Origin of the sequence: Botrimarina colliarenosi (assembly GCF_007859955.1) — a bacterium.
GTDB classification, from domain to species: Bacteria; Planctomycetota; Planctomycetia; order Pirellulales; family Lacipirellulaceae; genus Botrimarina; species Botrimarina colliarenosi.
The window spans coordinates 363,434-387,718 of record NZ_SJPR01000004.1; the positions used below are offsets into that span (position 1 = coordinate 363,434).

General features: G+C 69.5%; 18 protein-coding genes. 6 read left to right on the forward strand and 12 right to left on the reverse strand.

Annotated features, from left to right (window positions below):
- Positions 1 to 49 precede the first annotated feature (49 nt).
- Positions 50 to 1,051: an acyl-CoA desaturase gene (locus tag Pla108_RS15515; RefSeq protein WP_146445870.1), complete on the reverse strand. Its 1,002-nt coding sequence runs from the start codon at positions 1,049 to 1,051 to the stop codon at positions 50 to 52.
- Positions 1,052 to 1,166: 115 nt separating this feature from the next.
- Positions 1,167 to 2,798, reverse strand: coding sequence for an AMP-binding protein (locus Pla108_RS15520; protein WP_146445871.1), 1,632 nt, complete (start codon positions 2,796 to 2,798; stop codon positions 1,167 to 1,169).
- 333 nt (positions 2,799 to 3,131) lie between these two features.
- On the opposite strand from Pla108_RS15520, the gene Pla108_RS15525 reads away from it, so the two are divergent.
- Positions 3,132 to 4,187: an ABC transporter ATP-binding protein gene (locus Pla108_RS15525; RefSeq protein ID WP_146445872.1), complete on the forward strand. Its 1,056-nt coding sequence runs from the start codon at positions 3,132 to 3,134 to the stop codon at positions 4,185 to 4,187.
- A gap of 47 nt (positions 4,188 to 4,234) precedes the next feature.
- On the opposite strand, the gene Pla108_RS15530 is transcribed toward Pla108_RS15525, so the two are convergent.
- Positions 4,235 to 4,474, reverse strand: a complete 240-nt coding sequence (locus Pla108_RS15530) for a hypothetical protein (protein WP_146445873.1) — start codon at positions 4,472 to 4,474, stop codon at positions 4,235 to 4,237.
- A 94-nt stretch (positions 4,475 to 4,568) separates the two neighbouring features.
- On the opposite strand from Pla108_RS15530, the gene Pla108_RS15535 reads away from it, so the two are divergent.
- The 5 genes from Pla108_RS15535 (at position 4,569) to Pla108_RS15555 (ending at position 9,625) form a co-directional block, all read left to right on the forward strand.
- Positions 4,569 to 5,618: a lipoyl synthase gene (locus Pla108_RS15535; RefSeq protein ID WP_146445874.1), complete on the forward strand. Its 1,050-nt coding sequence runs from the start codon at positions 4,569 to 4,571 to the stop codon at positions 5,616 to 5,618.
- Positions 5,618 to 6,634 (forward strand): ATP-grasp domain-containing protein, encoded by a 1,017-nt coding sequence (locus Pla108_RS15540; RefSeq protein WP_146445875.1) that lies wholly within the window; start codon positions 5,618 to 5,620, stop codon positions 6,632 to 6,634. Before Pla108_RS15535 ends, Pla108_RS15540 begins: the two co-directional genes overlap by 1 nt.
- A gap of 122 nt (positions 6,635 to 6,756) precedes the next feature.
- Entirely contained in the window at positions 6,757 to 7,827 is a 1,071-nt protein-coding gene (locus Pla108_RS15545; protein ID WP_146445876.1) for a hydantoinase/oxoprolinase family protein, read from the forward strand.
- The gene (locus Pla108_RS15550; RefSeq protein WP_146445877.1) at positions 7,820 to 8,419 is read left to right on the forward strand and encodes an amino acid kinase family protein; all 600 of its coding nucleotides are present in this window, start codon (positions 7,820 to 7,822) and stop codon (positions 8,417 to 8,419) included. Before Pla108_RS15545 ends, Pla108_RS15550 begins: the two co-directional genes overlap by 8 nt.
- A gap of 519 nt (positions 8,420 to 8,938) precedes the next feature.
- Positions 8,939 to 9,625 carry a PEP-CTERM sorting domain-containing protein gene (locus tag Pla108_RS15555; RefSeq protein WP_146445878.1) on the forward strand — a complete coding sequence of 229 codons (687 nt, stop codon included), beginning with the start codon at positions 8,939 to 8,941 and terminating at the stop codon, positions 9,623 to 9,625.
- Between the two features lie 71 nt (positions 9,626 to 9,696).
- On the opposite strand, the gene Pla108_RS15560 is transcribed toward Pla108_RS15555, so the two are convergent.
- The 9 genes from Pla108_RS15560 to Pla108_RS15600 form a co-directional block, all read right to left on the reverse strand.
- A complete protein-coding gene (locus Pla108_RS15560) occupies positions 9,697 to 10,734 on the reverse strand; it encodes a S1C family serine protease (protein ID WP_146445879.1) in 1,038 nt (345 codons plus the stop codon).
- Positions 10,731 to 11,774: a S1C family serine protease gene (locus tag Pla108_RS15565; protein WP_146445880.1), complete on the reverse strand. Its 1,044-nt coding sequence runs from the start codon at positions 11,772 to 11,774 to the stop codon at positions 10,731 to 10,733. The genes Pla108_RS15560 and Pla108_RS15565 overlap by 4 nt, the downstream gene beginning before the upstream one ends.
- On the reverse strand, positions 11,771 to 13,501 hold the full coding sequence (locus tag Pla108_RS15570; RefSeq protein ID WP_146445881.1) for a S1C family serine protease: 1,731 nt from the start codon (positions 13,499 to 13,501) through the stop codon (positions 11,771 to 11,773). The genes Pla108_RS15565 and Pla108_RS15570 overlap by 4 nt, the downstream gene beginning before the upstream one ends.
- Positions 13,498 to 14,742 (reverse strand): NPCBM/NEW2 domain-containing protein, encoded by a 1,245-nt coding sequence (locus Pla108_RS15575; RefSeq protein WP_146445882.1) that lies wholly within the window; start codon positions 14,740 to 14,742, stop codon positions 13,498 to 13,500. Before Pla108_RS15575 ends, Pla108_RS15570 begins: the two co-directional genes overlap by 4 nt.
- Before the next feature lie 29 nt (positions 14,743 to 14,771).
- Positions 14,772 to 15,860 carry a hypothetical protein gene (locus Pla108_RS15580; RefSeq protein ID WP_197526606.1) on the reverse strand — a complete coding sequence of 363 codons (1,089 nt, stop codon included), beginning with the start codon at positions 15,858 to 15,860 and terminating at the stop codon, positions 14,772 to 14,774.
- 50 nt (positions 15,861 to 15,910) lie between these two features.
- Positions 15,911 to 17,371, reverse strand: coding sequence for a hypothetical protein (locus Pla108_RS15585; RefSeq protein ID WP_146445884.1), 1,461 nt, complete (start codon positions 17,369 to 17,371; stop codon positions 15,911 to 15,913).
- 105 nt (positions 17,372 to 17,476) lie between these two features.
- Positions 17,477 to 19,660 carry a hypothetical protein gene (locus Pla108_RS15590; protein ID WP_146445885.1) on the reverse strand — a complete coding sequence of 728 codons (2,184 nt, stop codon included), beginning with the start codon at positions 19,658 to 19,660 and terminating at the stop codon, positions 17,477 to 17,479.
- Positions 19,661 to 19,689: 29 nt separating this feature from the next.
- Complete coding sequence (locus Pla108_RS15595; protein WP_146445886.1) at positions 19,690 to 22,032, reverse strand: vWA domain-containing protein; 2,343 nt, start codon at positions 22,030 to 22,032, stop codon at positions 19,690 to 19,692.
- Positions 22,029 to 24,224 carry a BatA domain-containing protein gene (locus Pla108_RS15600; protein ID WP_197526607.1) on the reverse strand — a complete coding sequence of 732 codons (2,196 nt, stop codon included), beginning with the start codon at positions 24,222 to 24,224 and terminating at the stop codon, positions 22,029 to 22,031. The genes Pla108_RS15595 and Pla108_RS15600 overlap by 4 nt, the downstream gene beginning before the upstream one ends.
- Positions 24,225 to 24,285 lie beyond the last annotated feature (61 nt).

Here is a 24,285-nt window from a genome sequence, read left to right on the forward strand (position 1 = left end):
GGGAAGAATCGGGACCAAAACCGGCCCTACGATCCTACTGGCTCCGGCCCTAGGAGCGGAGCGCCCCGGCGGCGGCCTTCTTCCAGACGCGGGGCTCGACGACCTCTTTCGCCAGGCCGACCGCTTTCAGGAAGCGGATCGTGTTCCAGGTCATGTCGAATTCCCACCAGCGGTGCCCGTGCGCCGCGGCGCGGGGCTCGGCGTGGTGGTTGTTGTGCCACCCCTCGCCGTTGGTCAGCACCGCGATCGCCCAGTGGTTGGTGCTGCTGTCGCTGGTCTCGTAGTTGCGGTATCCGTAGGTGTGGGTGATGGAGTTGACCGCCCACGTGATGTGCCAGGTGTAGACCGTCCGCACGACGACGCCCCAGAACAGCAAGCTGGCGCCGAACCGGACGCCCTCGGCGTAGCTGCCGCTGGTCGCCCAACCGATCGCCAAACCGGTCGCAAAGAACAGCGCCGCGTGGATCCCGTAAATCCAGGCCCACAGGTAGTAGCGCTCGATCGCCATGTAGTACCGGTCGGCGAGCACGTCGCGGGCGTACTTTTCGTAGAACGCCATGCCACGGGTCTCGGCGTTCTCGCGCAGCAGCCACTCGAAGTGCGACCACCAGAAGCCGGCCTTCGGCGTGTGGGGGTCGGGTTGATGATCCGAATGCTGGTGGTGCCGCCGGTGAACGGCGACCCACCGCGCGGGCGAGTCCATCAAACTGCAGACGCCAAGCGTCGCAAAACTGTGCTCTAGCCACTTCGGCATCACCAGACCGCGGTGGGTCAGCGTGCGGTGGTAACAGAGCCCGATGCCGGTCGAGCAAAATATGTAATTCCCAAGCGGCACCATCAGCAGCCCGGTCCAACTGAACAGCCAGGGCAACGCCATCAGCGGCAACGCCGCATGGAACAGCAGGAAGGCTATCGCATAAGGCCAGACGACCTGACCACACACGCCCGCCGGCCGATCGACCGAGCCGGCGGCGGCCATCGGCGTGGAGGGCCCGTCGCCGATCGAGACCGCTTCGGGAGGGGCAGCGGGCGAATCACTTGTGGCGATCATGTCCGCAGAGTAGCTAGACGGCTGGGCCGGGCCTAGCTGAATGCGGCGGGAAATACGCCAAAAGACGCCGGCAATCCACAAAATCCACCAGTTCCTTATTAAATCGATCGCCGCGTTACTTGGCTCCGAACTTTGCCAGCGCCACGCTTGCGAGCCCTTTCAAATCGAGCTTGCCCGAGCCCAGGAGCGGCAGTTCGGGCACCTCCATGAAGCAATCGGCGGAGGGGATCCATAGATTCGGGAGGCCGCGGGTACGGAGGGCGGCGATCACCTCGTCGGGAGTCGGCTTGACGGGCAGGTGGACCACCACCAACTTCTCACCTTTCTTCTCGTCGGGGACGCCGGTCACGACGGCGAGTTGGAGCTCCTCGTCCTCGCCGGCGAGGATCTCTTGGATCTCTTCCTCGACACGCAGGTGGGGGACCATCTCGCCGCCGATTTTTGAGAAGCGGCTCTGGCGGCCCGTGATGTGAATAAACCCGTCGGGGTCGATGCGGGCCATGTCGCCGGTGACGTACCAGCCGTCCTTCACGACTTCGGCCGTCTTGGCGTCGTCGTCGAGGTAGCCGCACATCAGGTTCGGGCCGCCCATCTCGAGCATCCCCTCGGTGTCAGCGGGCAGCTCGACGCCGGTATCGGGGTCAACAATGCGGGCCTTCACGCCCGGTAGGGGCCGCCCGATGCTCCCTTCGCGGAGGTCGGTGTCGGTTGTCCGCGAACGCGACGGCGGGATGTTAACCGCGGCGACCGGCGAAAGTTCGGTGGCGCCGTAACCCTCCACCGGCCGCACGCCGAAGCGCTTCTCGAACGCTTCGGCGACGGGGATCGGCATCTTCTCGGCGCCGACCACCACCACGTCGAGCGACGCGAAGTCCTCCGGCGGCGCCCGCTTGATGTAGCTGCGGAGGAACGTCGGCGTGCTCAATAGGATCGTCGCCCCGGTCTCGCGGCAGAGCTTGCCGACCTGACGGGCGTCAAGCGGGTTGAAGTGGTACGCGCTGGCAAGGTCGAGGATCAACGGCGCCCACAGCGTCACGGTGTAGCCAAAGGCGTGGAAGAACGGCAGGATGCCGAGCAGCACGTCGTCGGCGTCGAGGTGGACGGCGCTCTCGAACGCGCGGATGTTGGAAACGATGTTGCGGTGCGAGAGGACAACCCCCTTCGGCCGGCCGGTCGATCCGCTCGTGAAGATGATCGTGACCGGTTCGTCCATAGCGATCGACGTGAGACCCAGCTTGCGCTCGAGCGTGGCGATCGGCGTGAGGTAGCCGCCAATGACGCCGGCCAGCTTGTCGCCGAGGGTGGGCTTGTCCTTGAACGACTCGAGCTTGACCGCTTCGCACGCCAGCGTGATCCCGAGTTTGTCGAGCACTTTCTCGCTGGTGAGCACGTGCTTGAGGCCGGCGGCCGCGATGCAGGCGTTGATCGTCTCTTCGGAGGCCGAGTAGTTGAGGTTCACCGCGACGCGGCCCATCAGCGCAAGCGCCGCGTTGACGACCACGCCCCCGGTCGCCGGCGGCAGCAGCACGCCGACCCGCTTTTCATCCGGCGACAGGACGTGCCGCTCCAGCAGCCGCCGCAACACGAGCGTCTTCGTCAGCAGCTGGCCGCCGGCGAGCTCCGCTCCGGTCGAGTCGGTCACCTTGCGGCGGAACCGGTTGCGGGCGCAGGCCCGCAGCATCTGGCGCGGCAGCGGGAGTTGATTGGACGGGTCAAGGCCCGATTTGGCCGACGAATTGTTAGACACAACGAGAACCGTGCGTAGGGAGCGGCGGAGCAGAGTGACTAAAACGAGACCAGCAGTGTCGCAAACGATCCGATAGGATGGCAGGCCGGTTTTGAGAACCGCCAAGAAGCCAAGAATCGCCGAGGGCAGCCGCTGCTGGACTCAAAAAAGGGGAACCACCGAGGAACAATGGCGACAAAGGGCGCCTACGCCCTAGCTTGAACGTCGTTGTTCCTTTGTTCCTTTGTGGTTCAAGACTTTTGGCGGAACTGGGCGTTCTTGGCGCCTTGGCGGTCCCGATTAAATAGCAGCAAACAGCACCCCCACCCGGGACGCGTTCCAACAATTCCCCCTTTGGCCACCCTCACGTTCTCCGCCGTCCACAAGCGTTACCCGGGCGGCGCCCATGCCGTGCGGGGTATCGATCTGTCGGTCGCCGATGGCGAAGTCGTCGTGCTGCTGGGGCCCAGTGGGTGCGGCAAGACGACCACGCTGCGGCTGGCGGCCGGCCTCGAATCGCCCACGGCGGGCGAGGTGCGGATCGGCGAGCGGGTCGTTAACGGGGTGGCGCCCGGTGAGCGCGACGTCGCGATGGCGATGCAGGGCGACGCGCTCTACCCGCACCTCTCCGTGCGGCAGAACCTCGGGTTTGGTCTTAAAATGCGCGGGACGCCGCGGGCCGAGATCGACCGCCGCGTCGGCGAGATGGCCGAGCGGCTCGGCGTCGCGGCGTTGCAGGACCGCCGGCCCGAGGAACTCTCCGGTGGCGAACGGCGCCGCGTGGCGCTCGGCCGGGCGTTGGTGCGGAGCCCCTCGGTGCTGCTGCTCGACGAGCCGCTGTCCAGTCTCGACGGCCCGCTCCGCACCCAGCTCCGCGCCGAGTTGGCGACGCTGCTTCGGGAGTCGGGCACGACGACGCTTTACGTGACGCACGACCAAGCCGAAGCGATGACCCTCGCCGACCGGCTGGTGGTGATGGATCGAGGCGTCGTCCGCCAAGTCGGCGCGCCGCTCGAAGTGTATCAACGCCCGGCGAACCGCTTTGCAGCGACCTACGTCGGCAGCCCCGCGATGAACCTCGTCGACGGCGTCGTCGCGGCGGGACGCTTCGTCGCGGGACGATTCGCTTGGTCCGTGGACGCCTCCGACGGACCGTTGACGCTCGGCGCCCGCGCCGAAGACCTCCGCCTCGCCCGAGACGGCGAACCGGCGATTGGAGACGGTCGTCTGGCGATCGTCGAACACCTCGGCCACGAGACGCTCGCCCACTACGACATCGGCGGCGCAGCGGCGCCGTGGGTGGTGCGACTTGCGGCGGGCGCCGCGGTTCCGGAGACGGCGCCGTTGGGGATCGCCCCGGGCGGCGTCCACCTCTTTGCTTCCGATGAGACGGGCGAGCGGATCGCCTGACGATTGCTCTGGTGGAACGGTGCGTGACGCCGCCCGAGGCTAGCGGCTCAAAGATCGATGTCGATCACGACGGGCTGCTGGCGTTCGGGGGTCCGCAGCACGTCCTGCACGGTGCGGCAACGGCGGGCCCGGTTGGCCCGCAGCCAGGCGCCGAGCCGCTCCTCCTCCAGGGGCAGAACCCGCTCGATCACCACGCCCGGCAGCGCCGCCCGGGCGGCCTCTTCGGCGGCGTGGGGGTCGCAATCGGCGTCCTCGTCGAGGATCACAAGCAGCGTAATCGGTCGCATGGCGGGTGGCGTTTCGCTGAAGCCGGGGCGTTTCCATGAAGTCGGCACGGTGCGATACTGTGATCCTTACCGCACCGCCTACGGTTAGGAAAGCATGCCCCCCTCGACTGCCCGCGACGCCAAGACCACCCGCCCCCGCCTGCCGTCCTGGCTGCGGGCCGAGTTGCCGTCGGGCGACGCGCTACGGCTCTATAACCGGACCCACAACGCGGTCGACGGCAACGCGCTGAACACCGTCTGTGAAGAGGCCCGCTGCCCCAACATCCACGACTGCTGGGGTCGCGGCACGGCGACCTTCATGATCGCCGGCAAGGAGTGCACCCGCGGTTGCCGGTTCTGTAGCATCCAGACGCTCAAAGCCCCCGCCCTGCCCGACGTCGACGAGCCACAGCACCTGGCGAACGCCGTGGAGCGGATGGGCCTGAAGTTCGTTGTCGTGACGGTCGTTAACCGCGACGACCAGCCCGACGGCGGCGCCGGGCATTATCGGGCGTGCATCGAGGCGGTCCACGCCCGCTTGCCGGAAGTCGGCATCGAGCTGCTTGGGAGCGACCTTGCTGGCGACCTCGACGCGCTGCACCAACTGCTAGGGGGCGCCACTTCTTATTCCCCGTCCTCTCCCCCGAAAACGGAGGAGAGGGATTTCGCGCCGCTGCCTCTTAAGGTGTTCGCGCACAACGTTGAGTGTGTGCCGCGGCTCGATAAGGACGTGCGGGACCCGCGGGCGTCGTACGACCAGTCGCTGGCGATCTTGCGAGAGGCCAAGCGGCTCCGCCCCGACTTGGCGACCAAGAGCAGCCTGATGGTCGGCCTCGGCGAGACCGACGCCGAGGTGCGGGACGCGATGCGCCGGTTGCGTGACGAGGCGGGCGTCGACATTGTCACGCTCGGCCAGTACCTGACGCCCGGCCGCCCCGGCGAGCGGTTCCTGCCCGTTGACCGCTACGTGACGCCCGAGCAGTTCGACCGCTACCGCGACCAGGCTTACGAGCTTGGCTTTGCTGGCGTCGCCTCAGGGCCGATGGTTCGCAGCAGTTTCCGGGCCGGCGTCCTCTATGAAGCGACCCGCACCGGCCGCCGTGTCGAGGACCTCTTGCGTGAGTCGGAGCCCGACGTGGTGCAGGTTTCGATGGCGTCCAAGTAATGCGGCTCCTGATCTACGAGTGGGTCACCGGCGGCGGGCTGGTCGGGAGTGAAGGGGCGCTGCCCGATTCCCTGCTGCGGGAAGGCCTTGCGATGGTGCAGGCCGTCACGGCGGACGCGGCGGGGATCGAAGGCGTCCGGCCCACCGTGCTGCGTGACCTGCGACTGCCGCACCTCGCGACATCGGGGGCCGACGTGATCGAGGTCGCCAGCCGTGCCGACCACGACGCCGCGTTGTTCGAAGCCGCTTCCCAGACGGACGGCGTGCTCGTCATCGCCCCGGAAACCGACGGCGTGCTGCTGCGGACCGTGCTACGGCTCGAGGCGAACCGTGTGCCGCTGCTCTCGCCCGGCTCGGCGTTCGTCGCGGTCGCGGCGGACAAGGAGCAAACCGGCGCCGCTCTCATGGCGGCCGGCGTCGCGGTACCGCAGGCGGTGCGAATCGAGTCCGACACGCCGCTGCCGACTGACTTCCCCTACCCGGCGGTGCTTAAGCCCATCGACGGCGCCGGCTCGCAAGACACGCACGTCGTGGCTCACGCCTCTGACCAGCCGCCTGCCTACGCTTGGCCGCGACGGCTCGAACGCTACACGCCGGGCGTCGCGGCGAGCGTCGCGGTGATCGGCGTCGCCGGCGCCGAACCACTTCCGCTACCGCCTTGTCGACAACGCCTGTCGTCGGATGGCCGGCTCGCTTACCTCGGCGGCTCGACGCCGCTCGCGCCCGGCCTCGCCGAGCGGGCGACGGGGCTCGCCCTTCGAGCTGTCGCCGCGTTGCCCCCCTTAATTGGCTGGGCGGGGGTCGATCTGATCTTAGGCGACGACCCCGACGGGTCGCTCGACGTCGTCATCGAAGTGAACCCGCGGCTGACGACGTCGTATGTCGGGCTGCGGCGCGTGACAGCCGGGGGCCTCGCCGGGGCGATGATCGCCGCCGCTCGCGGCGATCGCCCCCACTTCGACTTCAACCCGCGCCCGCTGGCGTTTGACGCCGATGGGGCGGTCTACTGGACGTAAGGTCGTTGGTGGCGCACTCCGGGAGCTGACGCTTCCCGGCTCGCTGCCAGCGAGTCAATAGCGAGCCGGGAAGCGTCAGCTCCCGGAGGAATCCCCAACCCGCTTCCCACCACCCACGCCGCATGCCCTGGCTAGCTCCCCCCGACGCTCCGTCGTGGATCGGTCTGGACATCGGCGGGGCGAATCTCAAAATCGCCGACGGCCGCGGGCGAGCGGTCTCGACGCCATTTCCGCTTTGGCAAGAACCCGAACGTTTGTCCGGGGCGCTATGCGATCTGCTGTCCGCGTTCGGCACCAGTGGAGCCACCAATGGTGCCCTTGGCATGGCGTTGACAATGACCGGCGAGCTAGCCGATTGCTACGCAACGAAAGCAGAAGGGGTCCGATCGATCGTCGAAGCCGCCCTTGCCGCCACACCAACGCCCACGATCCGTGTCGCCACGGTGGACGACCGCTGGTTGCCACCCGCCGAGGCGATCGCCACACCGCACACCGTCGCGGCCGCCAACTGGCGAGTCGCGGCGCGGCTTGTCGCACTCGCCAGCGGAGCCGAGATAGCCCTTTGGATTGATACGGGCTCCACCACGGTCGACGTGATTCCCCTCACCAAAGGCCGATGCGGCGCCCGCGGAATCAACGACACCGAGCGGCTGATGAATGGCGAGCTCATTTACACGGGCGTCCGACGCACGCCGGTTTGCGCCGTTGTCGACGCCCTCCCCTACCGCGGCCAATCGTGCCCCGTGGCGGCTGAGTGGTTCGCGACCACGGCCGACGCCTGGCTGCTGCTCGGTGAGATCGAAGCGGACGAGGAAGACACCGGCACGGCCGACGGCCGCCCGCTCACACCGCCGGCGGCGCGTGACCGCTTGGCCCGCTGCGTCGGCGCCGATCGAGAGACGTTCGACGAGGCCGACGCGTTGGCGGCCGCTCGGTGCATCGCCGCTACGCAGGAAGCGCTGGTCGCCGCGGCGATCGAGCGGCAGTCGCCCGTACCGCATCGGGTGTACGTCTCAGGCGAGGGAGAGTTTCTCGCCCGCCGGGCGCAGCGGCGCCTCGGGTGGCGGACGCCGGTCGAGCGGATTTCCGACCATGTCGGCGATCCAGCGGCGGCTTGTTTCCCCGCCCATGCGGCGGCCGTGCTAGCGGCGGCGGAACTGGGTTGGGCCGAGTTGAGGTCGGTCCATGGCTGAACGCCTCGTCATCAAGATTGGTGGCAGCCTGCTGGCCGAGCCGGGGGCGATGGGCCGGGTCGCGGAGTGGCTCGCCGCGACGACGCGGCCCGACCAGACGCGGCTGCTCCTTGCCGGCGGCGGCGCGGCGGTCGACGGGTTGCGGCGAATCGACGCCGCCAACCCGCTGTCGGCCGAGGCGACCCACTGGGGGGCGATCGCGTTGATGGACGCCAACGCCGCCCTGCTAGCGGATTGGATCCCTTCCGCCCGGCTGACCGAGCGAATCCCCGTGAGCGATGGCGATTGGGCGCTGCGTAGCGGCCGCTGGCTCCGCGAACAGGAGCCGTCTGCCGACGGTGAGCGGCTGCGAATCGGCTGGCGAACGACGAGCGACGCCATCGCCGCCCGGATTGCCGCGTGCTGGGACGCCCGGCTGATCTTCCTCAAACACACGCTCCGCGAGGCCTATGCGTCGCTCGACGAGGCGGCGGCGGACGGCGTCGTCGACCCCGAAACCCCTCGCCTAGCAGCGGGATTGCGCTCGGTCACGCTCCTTGGGGCGGTGTCGTCCGGTCTGCTATCCCCGACACCCCCCCGCCTGCGGGGGTAGGGGACCGCAAGTATTTCGGATTTTCCACCTCAAAAGCTTGACGCACGTCACCGGGCCGACTCTACTGCGAGGGCGGCAACTTTCTGCCCGCCCCCAACACGAGTTAGAACTAATCCGAAAGCGGCAATCTCTCGTTCTCTCCGCGCCCTGCTAGGGCCGCGATAGGAGGACATGAGATTGCCGCTTTCTTTTTTGTCCCAGCTCAAAGCAGCTAGCTGATTCCCGACGAACCGCGACACCGCACCAAGTAACACCGCACCGAGCAACCGAGCAGTCCTAATCCAGAGAGCGGCTACAAGACCTCCCTTACGCCTGACGGGTATTCCCGCTGGTCGTTGATGGGTGTCTTGCGGCCGCTCTCTTTTTTTGTTGCTCGCCGCTTTTTCAGTTGCTGGAGGCTCCGGCAACGAGACACGCCACGACGGGCCAAGAAGGCCCCGACGGCAACCGAAGCTGAATTCATTCCGATTCCGATCTCAACGTGCGTCCTCCGACGCAAACACCCAGGCAGGAAACACCATGACGCTGCGAAACGTGCTCCCCATGCTGGTCGCCATCTTTGGTATGGCCTCCGCCGGCAACGCCGGAATGATCAACACGATCATCGGTAACTTCGACATCGCCTTCGACGGCCAGACCGGTGAGATCACCGACTTCAACCGGCCGGACGGTGGCAACCTGTTGCCGGCCGAAGCCCGGACGTTCAGCTCGCTCGAAATCGAGGTGGACGGCATCAGCGAAGAAATGCTGATGAACCCCCCCGACGCGTTGTGGGGTGACCTGAAGATCACCAACCTCGGCGCCGAACTGGCGACGGGCTCGCTCCAAAACAACGTCGGCGGCTCAGGCAATCCGACCGCCTATGGCTTCGACTACTTCGACGGCAACGGCAACAACCTGCGGATTGGCATCGACGACATCTCTTACACCGTGGTCCAGACCGGCCTGCCCGGGCTGAACTTCTTCAACTTCTTCGCCGAAGGCAAGGTCATCAGCCAGTCGCTCCCCGGCGGTTGGGAGTACGGCGAGGACGTCCTGCTCAGCTACTCGGCGACCGAGGTGATGGTCCTCTCGGGCCAGACCGGCGTCCGCAGCTTGGTGGCGTCCGGCGTCATGACCATCACCGGCAACATGATTCCCGAGCCGTCCAGCCTCGTGATGATGGTGCTCGGCTCGGCCGCGAGCTGCTGCTTCCGCCGCCGCTAAAGCGTCCGGCTAAGAACCAAGGGGCTCTCACGGAAGTAAGAGCCGAAATCGGAATGAGCCCGGCGAGCCTTTCAAGGCTCGTCGGGTTTTTTCGTTTCTATCAGGGGCAGTTGAACCTCGGGAGCGACTTCCGGAGGGGCTTCGCCGAGCGTCAATTGAAGCGTCCTTGGCGGCAGGTCGGCGTCGCGTCGGACGACCACTGCGACCTCGTCTCCGGCGTCCAGTCCTGACGTGACCCGACGCAGCTCCCAGACCGTCGGTGTGGCGACGCCCGCCAGGGAGAGGACCATGTCGCCCGCTTGCAGCCCGGCGGAAGCAGCGGGGCCCGCTTTGGTGACGGCCGAGAGGGTTGGCGGCTCGCGGAGCGGGTCTTCGTTGGGCAGCGTCACCCCGAGCAAGCCGGAGCGGATCGTCTCGCCCGCCGCCATCCGTGGGAGCCGAGCGGCGATCGACTCTACGGGCACGGCGAAGCCAACCCCCGAGTCGTAAAGATCGACGCCGCTCTGCCCCGGCGGCGCCAGCGGCACGATCACGCCGAGCAGCACGCCGTCGAGCGCCACGAGGGGGCCCCCGTAGTTGACCGGCGACGCGAGCGCGTCGGTCTGGACCGCCCGCCCCCCGAGCCGGCCGACGGCGCTGACGACACCGACCGTGAGGTTGACGTTGTCGGCCGAGTAGACCCGCCCGAGGGCGATCGCCGTCTCACCGACCAAGCCGTCGCGCCCCGTGGGCGGCGTTGGCGTCGCTTCGCCGGCGCCTTCGAGTCGGAGCAGCGCGACCTGCCGACTCACGTCACGTGAAACGAGCTCGGCCTGCTTCTGACGGCCGTCCGCGAAGCGGCAGAGGATCCCGGCCGGCGTCTCGGCGAGGGCGTAAGTGCTGGTGACGACCCAATGGTCGTCGAGGGCGTAGCCTGTAACCGGCGCCGCGGCGGCGCCGAGGGCGTCGCCTCCCGCCCCGAAGTAGCGGAGCTGAACGACGCGAGGCGCAGTGAGGTTGACCGCCCGATCGATCGCCGCCTCGAGCGACGGTCCGCCCGACGCCGCTGCCAAAGCGGGCCCGAGCAGACAAAGAAAAACACCGAGGGGCCAGCGGCCGCGGGAAGTCATGGAGCGTCGCCTCGTAAAGTGATCGTGACCAACTGCTCACCGCGTAGGAGCGTCAGCACGGCGGTCTGTCGGCGGGTAAAGCCGCGCTCGATGGCGGCCGTCGCGCTATCGACGGCGCCAACTGTCGCGCCGTCCACGGCGACGATCAGGTCGTCGGGCTCGCACCCGGCGTTGTCGGCGGGGCTGCCGGGTTCGACGCGTTCGACGTAGGCGGGCGTGCGGGCGTTGATCCGCGGGATCAGCCCCAGGCCACTGTGGGCGAAGAGCCGCCCCGTGCGGAACGCGTCTCGAAGCGGGTCACGATCGGGGGCTGAGCCCGCCCGGATCCGCTCGATCGCCGCGTTGACGGCTTCCACCGGAAGGGCGTAGTTGATCCAAGCGCCGGTGGTCGGCGATTGGCACTCGGCGCCCAGAACGCCCAGCAAGACGCCGTCGGTGTCGACGACAACTCCCCCCGCCGCGCCGGGGTTGCTCGTCACGGCGTCGAGCATCAGCACCGTGGCGCCCGGTTCGGGGACCCCCAGGGTGGGGCGGTACTGCTCCGGGTCGGTGGCGGTCGGCATCGGCGCCAACGCGGCGATCCGGCCCCGCTGCACGGTCACGAGTTCGTCGCCCGCCGCGACGCCGAAGCAGTTGGAGAGCGCCCAGACCCGCTGTGCGGGACGTGGCGTGACAGTCTCCGCCAGTTGGAAGTGGGACGGCGCCTCGTAGCTCTCGGGGCACTCCAGCAGCACGAGGCCGGTGGACGCGTCACGACCCGTGACGCGGGCCTCGCAACGCTCGCCGTAGGCGTCGACCAGCGTCACTCGACCGCCGTCGAGCGCGGCGCTATCGGCGGTGACCACCAACACGGGGCTGCCCGGGAAGAAACCGCCCGTCTGATAGCCTTCCAGCCCGGCGACACGGCCGGCGCCGTAGAGCTTGGCGATCGCGAGCTGAGCCCGTTGCAGCGGCTCCGCGTCGGGCGAGGACGTAGCGCCAAAAGCCATGGCGTGACAAAGCAGGAGGCCCAGGCAGGCGGCGAGAGACCGAACCCTCATTGGCGTTCCTCGCTGCTGGGTTTATCGCTGCTGGGTTTATCGCTGAGGGGCTTCTGGGGGGACGGTCCCGAGACTGCAGCCTGCAGGTCGGCGATCGGGCGATCCCCCGCCGTGATTCTCAACTCGGATGGCAACGCCCCGAAGCCCGTCGGAGCGTCGGTGAACTCAACACGGACCGCCTCCTCGGCCGCGTCGCGCGAGGCCTCGAAGCCGAGCGGGCGCCCCGACTCGGCGTCGAGATAGACCTCGACACGGAGACCGCGGTGGGTGGCGACAAGGACGTCGTGCGCCGTTTCGCCCGCGCGCCACGGCAAGCGCCCGAGCGCTTCGGCGTCGTCGAGCAGCCCCTCTTCGCCCGCGACGAGCCGGCTCCAGACCCAGAGGCCGCCGAGCAATGCGGGCGCTTCGGGCGGCGTCGCCTGCGCCGCGAGGTCGCGGGTGGCGTCGCACCGAAATTCGCCGGACTCCGACAGCCAAGCGGCACCGTCGGCGGTCACCTCGAGCGTCACCGCGTCGCCGTCGTTGTTCACGTAACGGACACTCTCGCGTAGCGGGACGCCGCTGTCGGCGCGGCACCGATCGAGCAGCCGCCGGGTCTCGCGACGCGTGGCGGCGTAGTTGGCGTAGCCCGGCTTGGCCTCGTAGATGTCGGCGGGCAGCTCGGGCGTCTTGGCGGAGTCGGCGGCGTCGGGCGACTCGTCGGGCGTTTCGCCCTGGATCGCCTCTTCGATCTCGCCCGGTGAATGCAACGGACCGAGCCGCACCGTCCGGCGGTCGAGTCGGCCGTCGCGGCGGTACTCGACGAGCGTCCGCCAGCCCGCCGGCAGCACGCCAATGGCGTTCAGCAGGGCGTTGGCGGTCGGCGTGTCGCGGCCGTCGATGGCGACGATCTCATCCCCCGGCCGCAGTCCCCGGCGGTAGGCGTCGCTGGTGGTCTCAATGGCGCGAACGATCGCCTGCGGCCCGCGACGGGTGACGATGGTCGCGCCGAGCGAGGCGTGATCGACCAGCCGACCCGTGCGGAGGTGCGAAACGAACCGCATCACCTGGTTGATCGAAACGGCGTAGCCGACGCCGACATTGACGCGGCCCCGCTTCTCGAACGAACCACGCCCGTTGATGCCGATGAGCCGTCCGGCGCCGTCAAACAGCGGACCGCCCGAGTTGCCAGGGTTGATCGCCGCGTCGGTCTGCAGGCAGTCGGCGTACTCCAGGAGCGTCCCGGAGGGGAACTGATAGCGATGAACGCCCGAAATGACGCCCACCGTGATCGTCGGTGTAAAGTCCTCGGCCAACAGGAACGGGTTGCCGGCCACGATCGCCTCGTCGCCGACCCGCACGAGGTCGCTGTCGCCGATAGCGGCCGCGGGGTAAGGGCCTTCGCCCTGAAGCTGAATCAGCCCGATGTCGCCCGTCGGGTCGAGGCCCAAGAGCACCGCCTGGTGGAGCCGGCCATCGCTCGTGCCGACGAGCATCTGCGGGCCGCATGGCGCCGTGACGTGGAAGTTGGTGACGACCAGGCCGTCGTCGCTGATGATGACGCCCGATCCGCCGTTCGTGCCGGTGCTCTCGAAGATCGCCACCGTCGAGCGGCTGAGTTTGGCGATCACCTCACGCCGCGCCGCTTCCGCCGCGACGACCTCGGGGTCAAGCGTGAGCGGCGGAGCGGCGATGGACGCAGCCCCCGTGAGCCACACGGCCAGGACGGCGATTCTCAAGCGGTTCATCGAATCACCCTCAGGTCGCCGAAATGGACGTGGTCTCCCGCGTCGAGGTTGTCGCCGTAATCGACTTGCAGCGTCAGCGTCGTGGCCGCCGTTATCGGCTCATCAATGGCGTACGGTCGCGTCCCCCCGTCGACCGTGCCGGACCATCGCTCGTCGCCGTCGACCAACAGCCGCACCTCGGCCGACCCGGCGAGCGCCGTCGCGGGGTCGAGCCCCACAGCGCCCCGCAGCCGGGTCGCGCCGCTCGGCAGAGCAAAACGCAACTCGCCACGACTCTTCATCGCGACGCCACGAGCAAACGTCCGGACCGAGACGACGCCCGGCCAGGCGCTCGGGGCGCGTCGGTCGGGGTAGCGCAGCGACAACGGCCCTCCGCCGAGCGATTCGTCGAGAGCGTAGCCCCCCGCTTCGCTGTCGGGCTTCGTCCGGAAGTAGGGAGTCCAACGGTGGGCGAGGAGATCGAGGGACGCGACCGGTAGGACGCGGCCCGCCGACAGGTCGATCGACGTCACCGCCTCGATCGGCGTGTGGCCCTCTTCCCACTCGAGTTCCGCGCCGCGGTAGCCGACGCCGGTCACGATCAGCCGGCCGCCGTCGCTAAAATTGAGTACCGTCGCCGCGGGCCGTAGCTTCCGATCCGCCGCCCGGTAGTAGCGGAGGCCGGCGACACGCGGCCAGGGCGCCTCGACCGGCTTGGCGCCGCCGTCGGCGTCCAGGGCGAACCGGACCCCCGCCGCTGACACGTCGAGTAGGACGCCTTCGACGGGCGTCAGACTGCCGTCGCGGCGCCGCACCCAGAGCACGTCGGTCTCGTTGTCGAACGCCTGAGACTCGATCGTCGCTTCCGTCGCCAATCGCCAAAGTTCGATCGAGGAGGTGGGAAGGGTGACTTGCCCCCCGCCGACGAGTGAGAACTCCACCTGCCCTCCGACGAACCGGTACGCGGCGTAGTCGAAACGCGAGGCATCGGTAAGCCACACCCGCCCGGCGCGCGGCGTTGTCGAGGCAGCCCGACGTGTCGGCTCGACCGTCAGGTTGAGCACCTCGCTGATCGGGAGCGTTGCGTAGCTATCGTCGCGGAGCGAAACGCCCCGCTCCGCGTCCAAGGCGACGAGCCGGCCGACCGCTTCCTCGCCCGTCGTTTCGACCGTGACGAGCGGACCCTCGGCCACCGCCAACGAAGCGGCAAGGACCCCCACAGCGAGGGCGCCGATCGCGCAGCGGCGGCAGACGGGGGGCATGGAGACGCTCGGTGGGAGGTTAGGCGGGATCAGCGGTCCGCGGCGGGGGGATCGTCCGGCTCCGCCGCGTCGGCCTCGGCCGCCAGCGTGCGGAAGTAGTCCTCGATCAAACCGCGGTAGTGGGGCGGGAAGTCACGTGTGATCGCCTGGGTGAGCCGCTCGCGTTCGGCCGGGGGGAGCGAGCCCCAAGCGTCGCCGGCCACCAGCCGTTTGCGGTCGACCTCGCCGGGGCCTTTCAGTTCGCTGGGCCGGCTCTCGTCGGCGGGGTCGCCCGGCTCGGCGCCACCACCGGGGGCGGCGGCCGCCATCTGTTGCTGCTGTTTGCGCTGTTCTTCGAGCTTCTCGATCAGCTTGTCGAGTTCGTCAAGGATCGCCTGCTGACGCTCCTGGGTCTCGGCGCCGGGCTCCGCCAGGGCGAGCCGACGCTGCACGTCCCGCATCTTGCGGGCCACGATCGGCATCGGCTGCGGTTTGCTTTCTAACTCATTTTGCAGCGCGTCGAGCACCCACTTCCGAGCCGGCCCTAAGGCCTCGTCATCGGCCGGCAGCCGCTCGATCGCTTCCGCCGCCCGATCGTCGTCAACGGTCATCCGCCAAGCGACGGCGCGCAGGTAGCTGAGCAGCGCGGGCGAAAACACTTGGTCCTGCTCGAGCCCCTCGGTCCAAGCCAGGCACGCGTCGTAGCGGTCAGCCGCGGCCAGCGCGTCGGCCACCGCCAATCGGACCGACGGCTCCGCGTCGCCGAGCGAGGTCAGCCACACGGGCGGCGTGTCGACAGGCGCGTTCAGCAGCGAGACAAACCGCTCGTCCGCTTGCGCCGCAAGGGTCCGCAAGGGCTCGGCGAGCCGCGACGGTCGAGGCGTCGCGGCGACCGCCCGGTTCCAGCGGGCCGCCAGCGCTTGGCCCCGGTGCTGCTGGGCGAGCCATGCCGCGATGGCTTCGTTCGCCGAGACGAAACCCGGCGCCTCGCGCCAAGAACGCAGGCTCGCTGACTTATCGACGGCAAGAGCCGCGGGGCATGCCATGGCGGCGGCGAATAGCGTCACCGCAACCCGACCCCAGATTCGGCGCCGGCGACGGCGGCGTGCGGAAGCATCCTGCAGGCGGGCGAATTCCATAACTCCACTATCGCCCGATGGACCAAACGCCGCAACGTCACGGCGCGATGTCACGGCGCCCCGCCTGCGACCGCTTCGGCGGCGACAGCCAGGCGTCGCTGCTCGGCAGCAAGCCCGTCGAGCCGCTCGGCGACCTCCGCGGCGGGCGCCTCGCCTGTCTCCGCGGCGGACCGCCAAACCTCGGTTTGCCGCATCAAGCGGGCCTGGATCGCCCGGATCATCCGCAGTTCGGCGAGTTTCGACACCAGTCCGGGATCGCCCCCCTGCTGGGCCTGTGGCGCCCCTTTGGGGGGTTGGCGTTGTTTATCAAGGTCATCGAGCGACTCGTCCACGGCGGCGATCATCTCCGTCAGGGCGTCGGCCACGAGCCGCTCGAGGGCGACCGTCGTGGCGTCGATCAGACCCTGCCGGAGCCGGTCTTCCGCCGAACGGATGTCGTCCACGGTTTGGCTGAGGGCGTCGTCGAAGACGCGTGACGAACCGTCCGCCCGCACCACCCGGAGGGCCTGCTCGGCGGAAGCGCCGACATCTCCCTGCCGCCCCGCGAGCTTAGCGGCCGCCAGCTGGCCGGCACGCGAATCGGCCGGGGCGGCGTCGGACTGGAGGTCGTCGACGCGGTTTTGGGTGTCGGTGACGAGCCCCGTCTGTGCCTCGTGCATCCGGCGGAGTCGCTCGGCAAGTGACGCCAGCCGCCGCTGCTGCTCCTCCTCGCGGAGCTGCTTGAGGCGTTGCTCGGCCTCCCGCTGGGCCGCTTCGAGGTCGCGTTGCGCTTCGAGCTGCTCCTCTTCCGCCGACGCGTCCTCGCCAGCCAGTTTCTCTTCGGCGCCGCGCATCGACTCGCCGGCCGATTCCAGCCGCCCGGCGATCGACGGACCCTTCTCCCCCGCTTCGGCCCCGGAGCCCTCGGGTGGCGTTTCGCCCTCGCCGGGTGCGTCGCCAGGTTCGGTTGGGGCGTCGTCACCGCTCTGACCGTTGAGGCGGTCGGTCTCCTCGGCCGGCTCGCGGAGACGCTCGACCCGGTCGGCCAGGTCGCGCTGCCGCTCGGCGAGTTCGGCGATCTCGCCCCGCTGGGTCCGGCTGCGGAGCGACCGCTGCTCGCGGAGGGCGGCGCGGATCTCACGCTGCAGCTTCTCTAAACGCCGCCGCTCTTCCTCAAGCCGCGCCGCGTTGGGGTCGGCCATCACCAGCCGCAAGAGCTCCTCGAGCTGTGTCGCCAGTTCGGTCTGATCACGGCGGGCCGCGGTGTAGCGTTCCCGTTCGAGGAGACCGATCACCTTGTCGAACCGGTCGCCGATCCCGACCGACCGCGCCTCGCCGATCGCGGTGCGGATCTGGTCCGCCCTCGCCGCGTCGGTCGCCTCAACGGCGTCGGCGATCCGCAGCGCGAGGGTTTCGAGCCGCTCGTAGCCAATCGCGACCTGTTGTTGATCGCTCGCCACCTCCGCGGCGGTGGCGCTCGCCGCAATGGCTAGCAGCGCCGCTCCCAGACAGGTGGCTCTCAGCAAGGACACGGTTTTGCTCCGCAGTTGTTTTGTAGCACTTGAGAACGAAGTCGCCAAGCAAGACGCTCCGATTGACTACCCTGCTTCCCTTCGTTCCGTCGTCGTTGCGAATCGTTAATCGAACAAGGACCGAACGCTCTCGCTCTCTTGCCGCGACGTTTTCTCGTTGACGCGTTGCTGCTCACGGATCAGGCCGCGCAGCAACGCGACGACTTCATTGTAGGTCTGCTGCGTGTCGAGGCTCGCCAGCACGCGCTCGAGCTCGGCTTCGGCGCTGCGGACCCCGGCGAGCGCGGCGGCCAGGGAGTCGTCGGGCGTCCCCTCGCCGATCTGCTGTAGGGCCTTCACCGATTGGGCGAGCTGCTCCTCCTCCACCAGCCGTAGCGGCCTGACGACACGCCGTTTCAGGCGATCGACGAGGTCGGGTTGGTCGAGCCGGTTGTTCACCACCTGGAGGCGTAGCCCGTCGGCGCGCTGGGCCGCCTCGGCGACGCCGTTGGCCGCTTTGCGAGCGTCGAGCTGGCGCTCCGCCGCCCAACGCCGTCCGCCGTCGTCGCCCTGCCCCTCAGCGGCCCGGCGGCGGCGGAGATCGATCTGGTACTCCAGCCGCTGGACGTCCGACAGTATCGCTTCGAGCGAGCCGCGCAGCTCCCGCTGCGCGTCACCCAGCCTCGCCAAGAGCTCGGCGGGCGTCGTCACCTCAATCTCGATCGGCCGGCTCTCCGCGCGGGGGCGCTCGGCCAAGTCGTAGCGATCCGCCGCGGTCGCCACCAAGGTGAAGCGGTCGCCCGGATCGAGCGTCAGCCGGCGGCGGGGGTCGGCGGAGCGGAGCGACAGCAGGTCGGCCTCTGCCGCGACGCGTCCGGGGAGCGTCGCGGGCGGGTCGAGCGGAAGAACGATCGTCTCGTCACCGCGACGCAGTTCAAGCCGGACATCCGCCAGCGCGTGATCGTCTTGCAGCCGAATCTCGACCGGGAGGCGGGCGTCGCGCGTCACCGAGCGCCCGACTCCCTCAAGCGACAGCAGCACTGACGGCGGCGAGTCGAGCGCGACTTCAAGCGGCAACTCGATCGGCTCCGACGTGAGCCCGTCGGCGTCCGTCGCCGTGAGGGTGACTACTAACGACCCCGAGAGCGGCGGCGTGGCGACGACAAGGCGTGTCCCCTCGCTCTCGAGACGGGCGTCGAGAGGCGTTTCGGTCGGCGTGGCGCCGTCGCGGTAAGTCGCCTCGACCGACGCGAGCGGCTTCGAGGCGCCGGCGATGAGGCGGGCGACGCTCCCCTCGGGGAGCGGCTGCAGCGTCGAGGCGCCGGCGCTGGTCGGCGTCGCGTCGAGATAGGCGGGTGGCTCGCAGCGGACGGTCAGGTCGGTCAGCGCCGGCCGGTCGGCCGCGATCAGCCGCAGCTGCAGCCGGGCGTCGCCGCCACGGACCGTCAACGCCAGGTCGTCATCGACACGCTCGAAACGACGCCGGTAGCGTTGGCGGAGCACGGGGCCCGTCTCGGGCGCGCCGATTCGTGTCAGGCTGGTCAGCGATCGCTGCCCTGTCGCCCGGGCGCCGCGGGCCCAGAGCGTCTCGGGCGGGGCGTCGTCCGCTTCCACCTCCGCCACGACGATGAACTCCGCCGGCTCGCCGCGTGCGACCACGCGGGTCCATTCATTCGTAGCAGCGTCGCGCTCGAAGCCTTCGACCACGAGCTGAACGCGCCGTGGCCAGGGGGCGTCGGACAGCGCGACCCGCTTGGCGTACGAGGCGGCCAGTTCGGGGCGTGACGCCGCCAAGAGGAGCGCCGCCGCCGCCGCTGCGGCGGCGAAGCAAGCGGCGCCGGTGGTCGATGGCGGGCGGACGAGTCGCGGGTCGCCCAGCTTCGCAGCCACAGCGTCGGCGTCAGCGATCGCGGCGTCGGCCAGTTGACGATTGCCGCGGTCATGGGCTCGCAAGTCGAGCGACGTTGCAATCAGCGCGGCCTCACCTGGTCGGTCGCGGTGGAGCAGCGTCACCACGTCGCGCGGACCGATCGGCCGCAGCAGCCGCGGCGCGGCGACAAGGAGCAACCAGCCTACCCCGGCGGCAAGCAGCGACAACTCTACGACCAGCCGCACCGTCGCGGAGGGCTCGAAAAGACGGTCAACGATTAGGGCGACCCACCCGACCAGCGTCACCGCCGCCAGGACCTGCCACCCGACGCGCGTCGCGATCGCCCTGTGCAGTTGCTCGGCGAGCCGCGTAAGCAGCGCGTCGACAGCCGCGCCGGGCGGGCGGGCGGGTCGGTCGGAGGATGGCGAGTCGGCAGACAACGTCGTTCGAGATCCTTTGGAAGATTAAACTAAGCGAGGCGCCAGGCGCGTCGCAGCAACCACTCTAGCAGCAGGGCGCCCGCCATCGCCGCCAAGGCGAAACGACTCAGCCGTTCGGCGAACCGCTCGTCGGGGGCCCCAAGGTCGATCGTGGTTTCGGCGAGTGAGAGGGTGTTCCGGGCGATCTCCAGCCATTGGTCTTGAGCGCCGGGGCTCGCCAGATCGACGTAGCGGCCGCCGCTCCGCTGGGCGATCGCGGCGAGGAGCTTGGCGTTCTGGACGCGGGTCTCGTTCTCGAGCGCCGGCAGCGACGCCTCGGCGGTTGCGGTCAGTCGATCGCTACCTTCTCGACCGCTACTGCCGCGATCAACGGTCGCCGTCCAGCGGCCCGTCGCGGTTGCCCGGACCGACGCGGAGAAGACACCGGGCTGCCCTTCGACCGGATCGAGGCGGACCTCTTCGGCGGGCCCGTCGCCGACGATCAGCCGTGCCGGCGGCGGGGGCGTCGGCGTGCTTGTTTCGCGGGCCACGTAGCGGAGCGTCATCGTCTCGCCCAGGTCGTAACGCCGACGGTCGAAAAGCAAACTTCCCTCGGCCGCGACGCCGAGCAGCCGGCCCTGCGTCAAATGCCGGAGCCAGCCGACGTGCAGCGCGGTGAACGAATCGGCAGAAACGGTCCGGAGACGCCACGTCTCGGGCGTCGACAGATACGCGACCCGGCCGGCGCCGTAGAGCTGTTCGACGAGCAGCGGGGGCGCCGAGTCCTCCTCGCCGAGTTTCGCTAGGACGGTCGCGCCCGGCTTGGGCTCGGCGGGGATCGTCGGCGAATAGAAGCCATCGAGCCGTCGCCAGACGCTGGTGGTTTCTTCGTTGGGAAGGCGGAGGTCGAGCCAGCCGAGCCCGCGTCCCGCACCGGTGAGGTAGATCGGCCGGGGATCGCGGCTAACTCCAAGCGAGCTGCCCAGCGCCAACGGATCGTCACGGAGCATGACCGGCAGCAGCGTCCGCAATGGCGTCTCGAGCCCCGCGCGGAGAACGCCCGGCATTGCGACGGGGCCGGCGACGAACGCCAGCCCACCCCCCCGGCTCGACACCCACTCGGCGAGCGCGGCTTGCGTCGCGGGCTCGACCTGCCGCCAGTCGAGGTCGATCGCCGCCAGCACGTCGTACGCCTCCCATTCGGCGGCGGTCGCCGGGAGCGCCACCAGCACCTTGCCGGCGTCTTGGGTCACGGCGCCGGTCGCCGATTGCAGCAGCACGTCGCAGGTGAACTGCTCGTCGCGGTAGAGCTGGTCCCGCAAGAAGTGGTAGTCCCGCGCGGGACCGCCGGCGGCGAGCAGCACCCGGGTCGGTTGATCGACGAACTCGATTGGCGTTGAGAGCGCATTGTCGGTGAGGTCGGCGTCCCGTCCGGCGGGGACCAGCGTCGCGGTTAGTTCGTAGAGACCGGGCGCTGGGCCCGTGAGTTCCGCCGTCCCGCCGGCGAGCCCCCCCTCGCGTGGCAGCTCGAACTCGACGGGTTCTTCAAGCACCGCGGCGCCGGTCTTGCCATCGGCCCCCAAGGGGCGGAGCGTCAGCGTCACCCGCGGCGTCCCGGCTCCGGCCGCCCCCGCGCCGTTGGCAGCGACCGTGACGCTCGCCTGAAACGCGTCGCCTGTCGCCGCCCGTGAGGGCGCCGCCAAGTCGCGCAAGCCGATGCTCGGCGGCTCGCGTAGCGGACCGACCCCGATGGTGTGGACCGGCACATCACGGCTCTTGGCGAGCGCTGCCGGATCCACTGGATCGGGTCCGGCGTTCCAGCCGCCATCGCTTACAACGACAACCGCTGCTAGCGGCGACGCGCCATAGTCCGACAGCACCCGCTGCAGCGCCGAGCCGAGGCGCGTGGCGCCCCCGGCGTCAGTCGTGTTGTCAGTCGCACCAGGCGCGGCCTCGGGCGACGCCGTGGGACTCTGATAGTTCACCGCGACGTCGAACCCGGCCCGGCTCACGTCGTGCCGTTCGGCGAACACCGTGGCAAGCTGATCGGCGACCGCCTTCGTGGGGGCCGATCGCGGCGTGGTGTCGCCCGGCTCGTCCGTCGCCGGCAGGGTCATGCTCGCGCTACGGTCGATGAGCAGCACCACCCGCGACGGGACCTCTTGCTCGCTCAGGGGTCGGCGTTCGACTCCGGCGATGACCAATCCCGCGGCGGCGACCGCCAGGACGCGGAGCACCAGCAGCACCACCCAGCCACGCGGCGCAACCCGCCGCTCGCGCCAGCCGCACGCCACCGCCAAGACGATCGCCGCGACAGCGAGCCCGATCAGCGTGGCCGCCCAACCGGGCGACTGCGTGAGCGTCTCATAGCCGACGGCGTCGTAAACGTTCATACGGCGCCCCCACGGCGGGCAGCCGACTGGACGTAGCTGTTGCGGTAGGCGAGCCAACGCTCCCCCACCAACAGGCCGAGCAGCGCCGCCGCGCAGGCGTACAATGGCCCGCGGCTGGCGGGTGTGGGGGCGTCGCGAAACAACTCGTCGGCGCTGCTGACGCGGGCGACGTCGCCCCAACGCTGGCGGAGCACGGCGATCGACGCGGACCGCAGGTCGCTCTCAGCGGGCGACACTTGCGCCGCGAACAACGGTTCTTCGACGCCTCCAAGGACGCGGCGATAGACGCCCGGCGTCGCCGGCGTCAGTGTCGCGGAGGGGCCGAGCGGCGTCGCTTCCATCAGCCCATCGGCCGCGTCCCAGCGCAGCAGCGACGACCTCGGCGGCGTGTCGCTCGCGACGGCGACGATCGGCTCGGCCCGCGGCCGGAGCCGTTCTTGGGCCAACCAACCCGTTATGTCGTTCACCAGCACCGGGAAGATCGGCAGCGTCGCCAAATTGCTCCACGGCTCGGAACCTCCCGAACCGGTCGCGGCGGTGGTCATCAGCCCGAGGACACGACCCGCGCCGTAGTGGCTCTCGACCAAGAGCGGCTGGCCGTCGAGCCGCCGCGCTAGCACTTCGTAGCTTGGCGTCTCGGCGGACGGGGACGTTGTAACTTGCCGGAGTGCGGCGACATCGTCGTCGGTCGCCAGTCGCCGCTGCGCGAGCAACCGGACCAGCGGCAGGAAGCCGTTCTGCTTGCCGGCGAGCACACGCACGGCGGGATGATCGACGACGCTGATCACCGGACGGCCCGGTTCGGCCACCGGGCCCGACGTCGCGGGGCCCAGCCGCCACGGCGTCAGCGGCGGCTCGCCCGCCACGGCGCTGGCGATGCGTTGATTGAACCAGCCGGCGTCGGTCCGAGGGCCCAGGACCATGAGCAGCCCGCCGCCGTCGGCTGTGTAGTCGCGGAGCCGCTGCGTGTCGGCGTCGCTAAGCCGCTCGATGTCGAGCAGCATCACGGCCGCGGCGCCGGCGAGGTCGTCGCTGGCGAGCCGCTCGACACGCCGCGGCGCCCAACCGCTGCGAGTGGCGCCGATCGGCCGCAACGCCGCCGCGAAGACACGTGACTCGATCGCCTTGGGCTGGTCGTCCACCAAAAGGACTGGTTGCGAAGCGGCGATGTCAACCGCGAGCCAGCCTTGGTCGTCGGCCGGCAACCGGTCGGCGGGGAGCGTCGCCTCAATGGCGTGCGGCCCGATCCCCATGAACGTGACCGGGGTTTCAACAGCGACGCGTTCACCGGCCCCGAACGGGCCCACCTCGAGCGCCGTCAGCGGTTGCCCGTTGCGGCGCAGCGACAACGCCACGGCGGGCGCTGGCTCGATGGAATGGTTGACCACCTCGATGACGAGGCGTGTCTCCACGCCCGACGCCAACGGCCCCGGGGCGAGGTTGACCGACTCGATGGCGAGGTTCCCCGTCGCGGCGGCGTCGCCACAGACGGCGAGCACCAAGCCAGCAGTCTTGTCGCTCAAGGCGTCGAGTCGCGACGCCCCGTCGGCGCGGAGCGCGGTTTCGGCGAAGTCGGAAACGACGTAGGCGTACGCCGGGACGCCGGGCGGGGCGGCTTCGCAGAGAGCGATCGCCCGATCGAGGCCGTCGCTCGGCGACGCACTGGCGTTGGTCACCTGCAGCGAGGTGGGCGTCGCCACGCCGCTCGACGACTCTCCCGCTGGCGTCGACCCCACCAGCGTCGCCACGTCGCCGCCGACAGAGGTGTCGGCGTAACGGACAACAAGCAACTCGTCGCCGCTCTGGCGGGCGGCGTCGGCGAGCCGTTCGACGGCGCCGAGCGCCTCGTCCCAAGCCGAGCCCCCCGCGCCGCGGCGTTGCATGCTGCAGGTGTCGTCGAGAAGAACGACGTGCCGCGCCCGTTGCTGCCCGAAGTAGCCTTTTAGCAGGTCGAGCGTTGTTGGCGTCGCCGCCAGGAGGCCCGCCAGGGCGATGGCGACGACCCGCGCCGCGAGCAGCAGCCACTCGCTCAGCCGCACCCAAGTGCGGTTCTTGCGGTCGCTCTGCAAGAGAAAGTCCATCGCCGCCCACGCCACCCGCCGCCGGCGCCGCCGGTTGAGCAGGTGAATGACGATCGGCAGGGACGCCAAGAGGGCGCCGGCGACCGCCAAGGCTGGGAAGGTGAAAGACACAGAACGTGAGGTGAAGTTTGCTGGTGAGCCACGACGGTTGGGGAGCCGTCGAGCTGTTGGC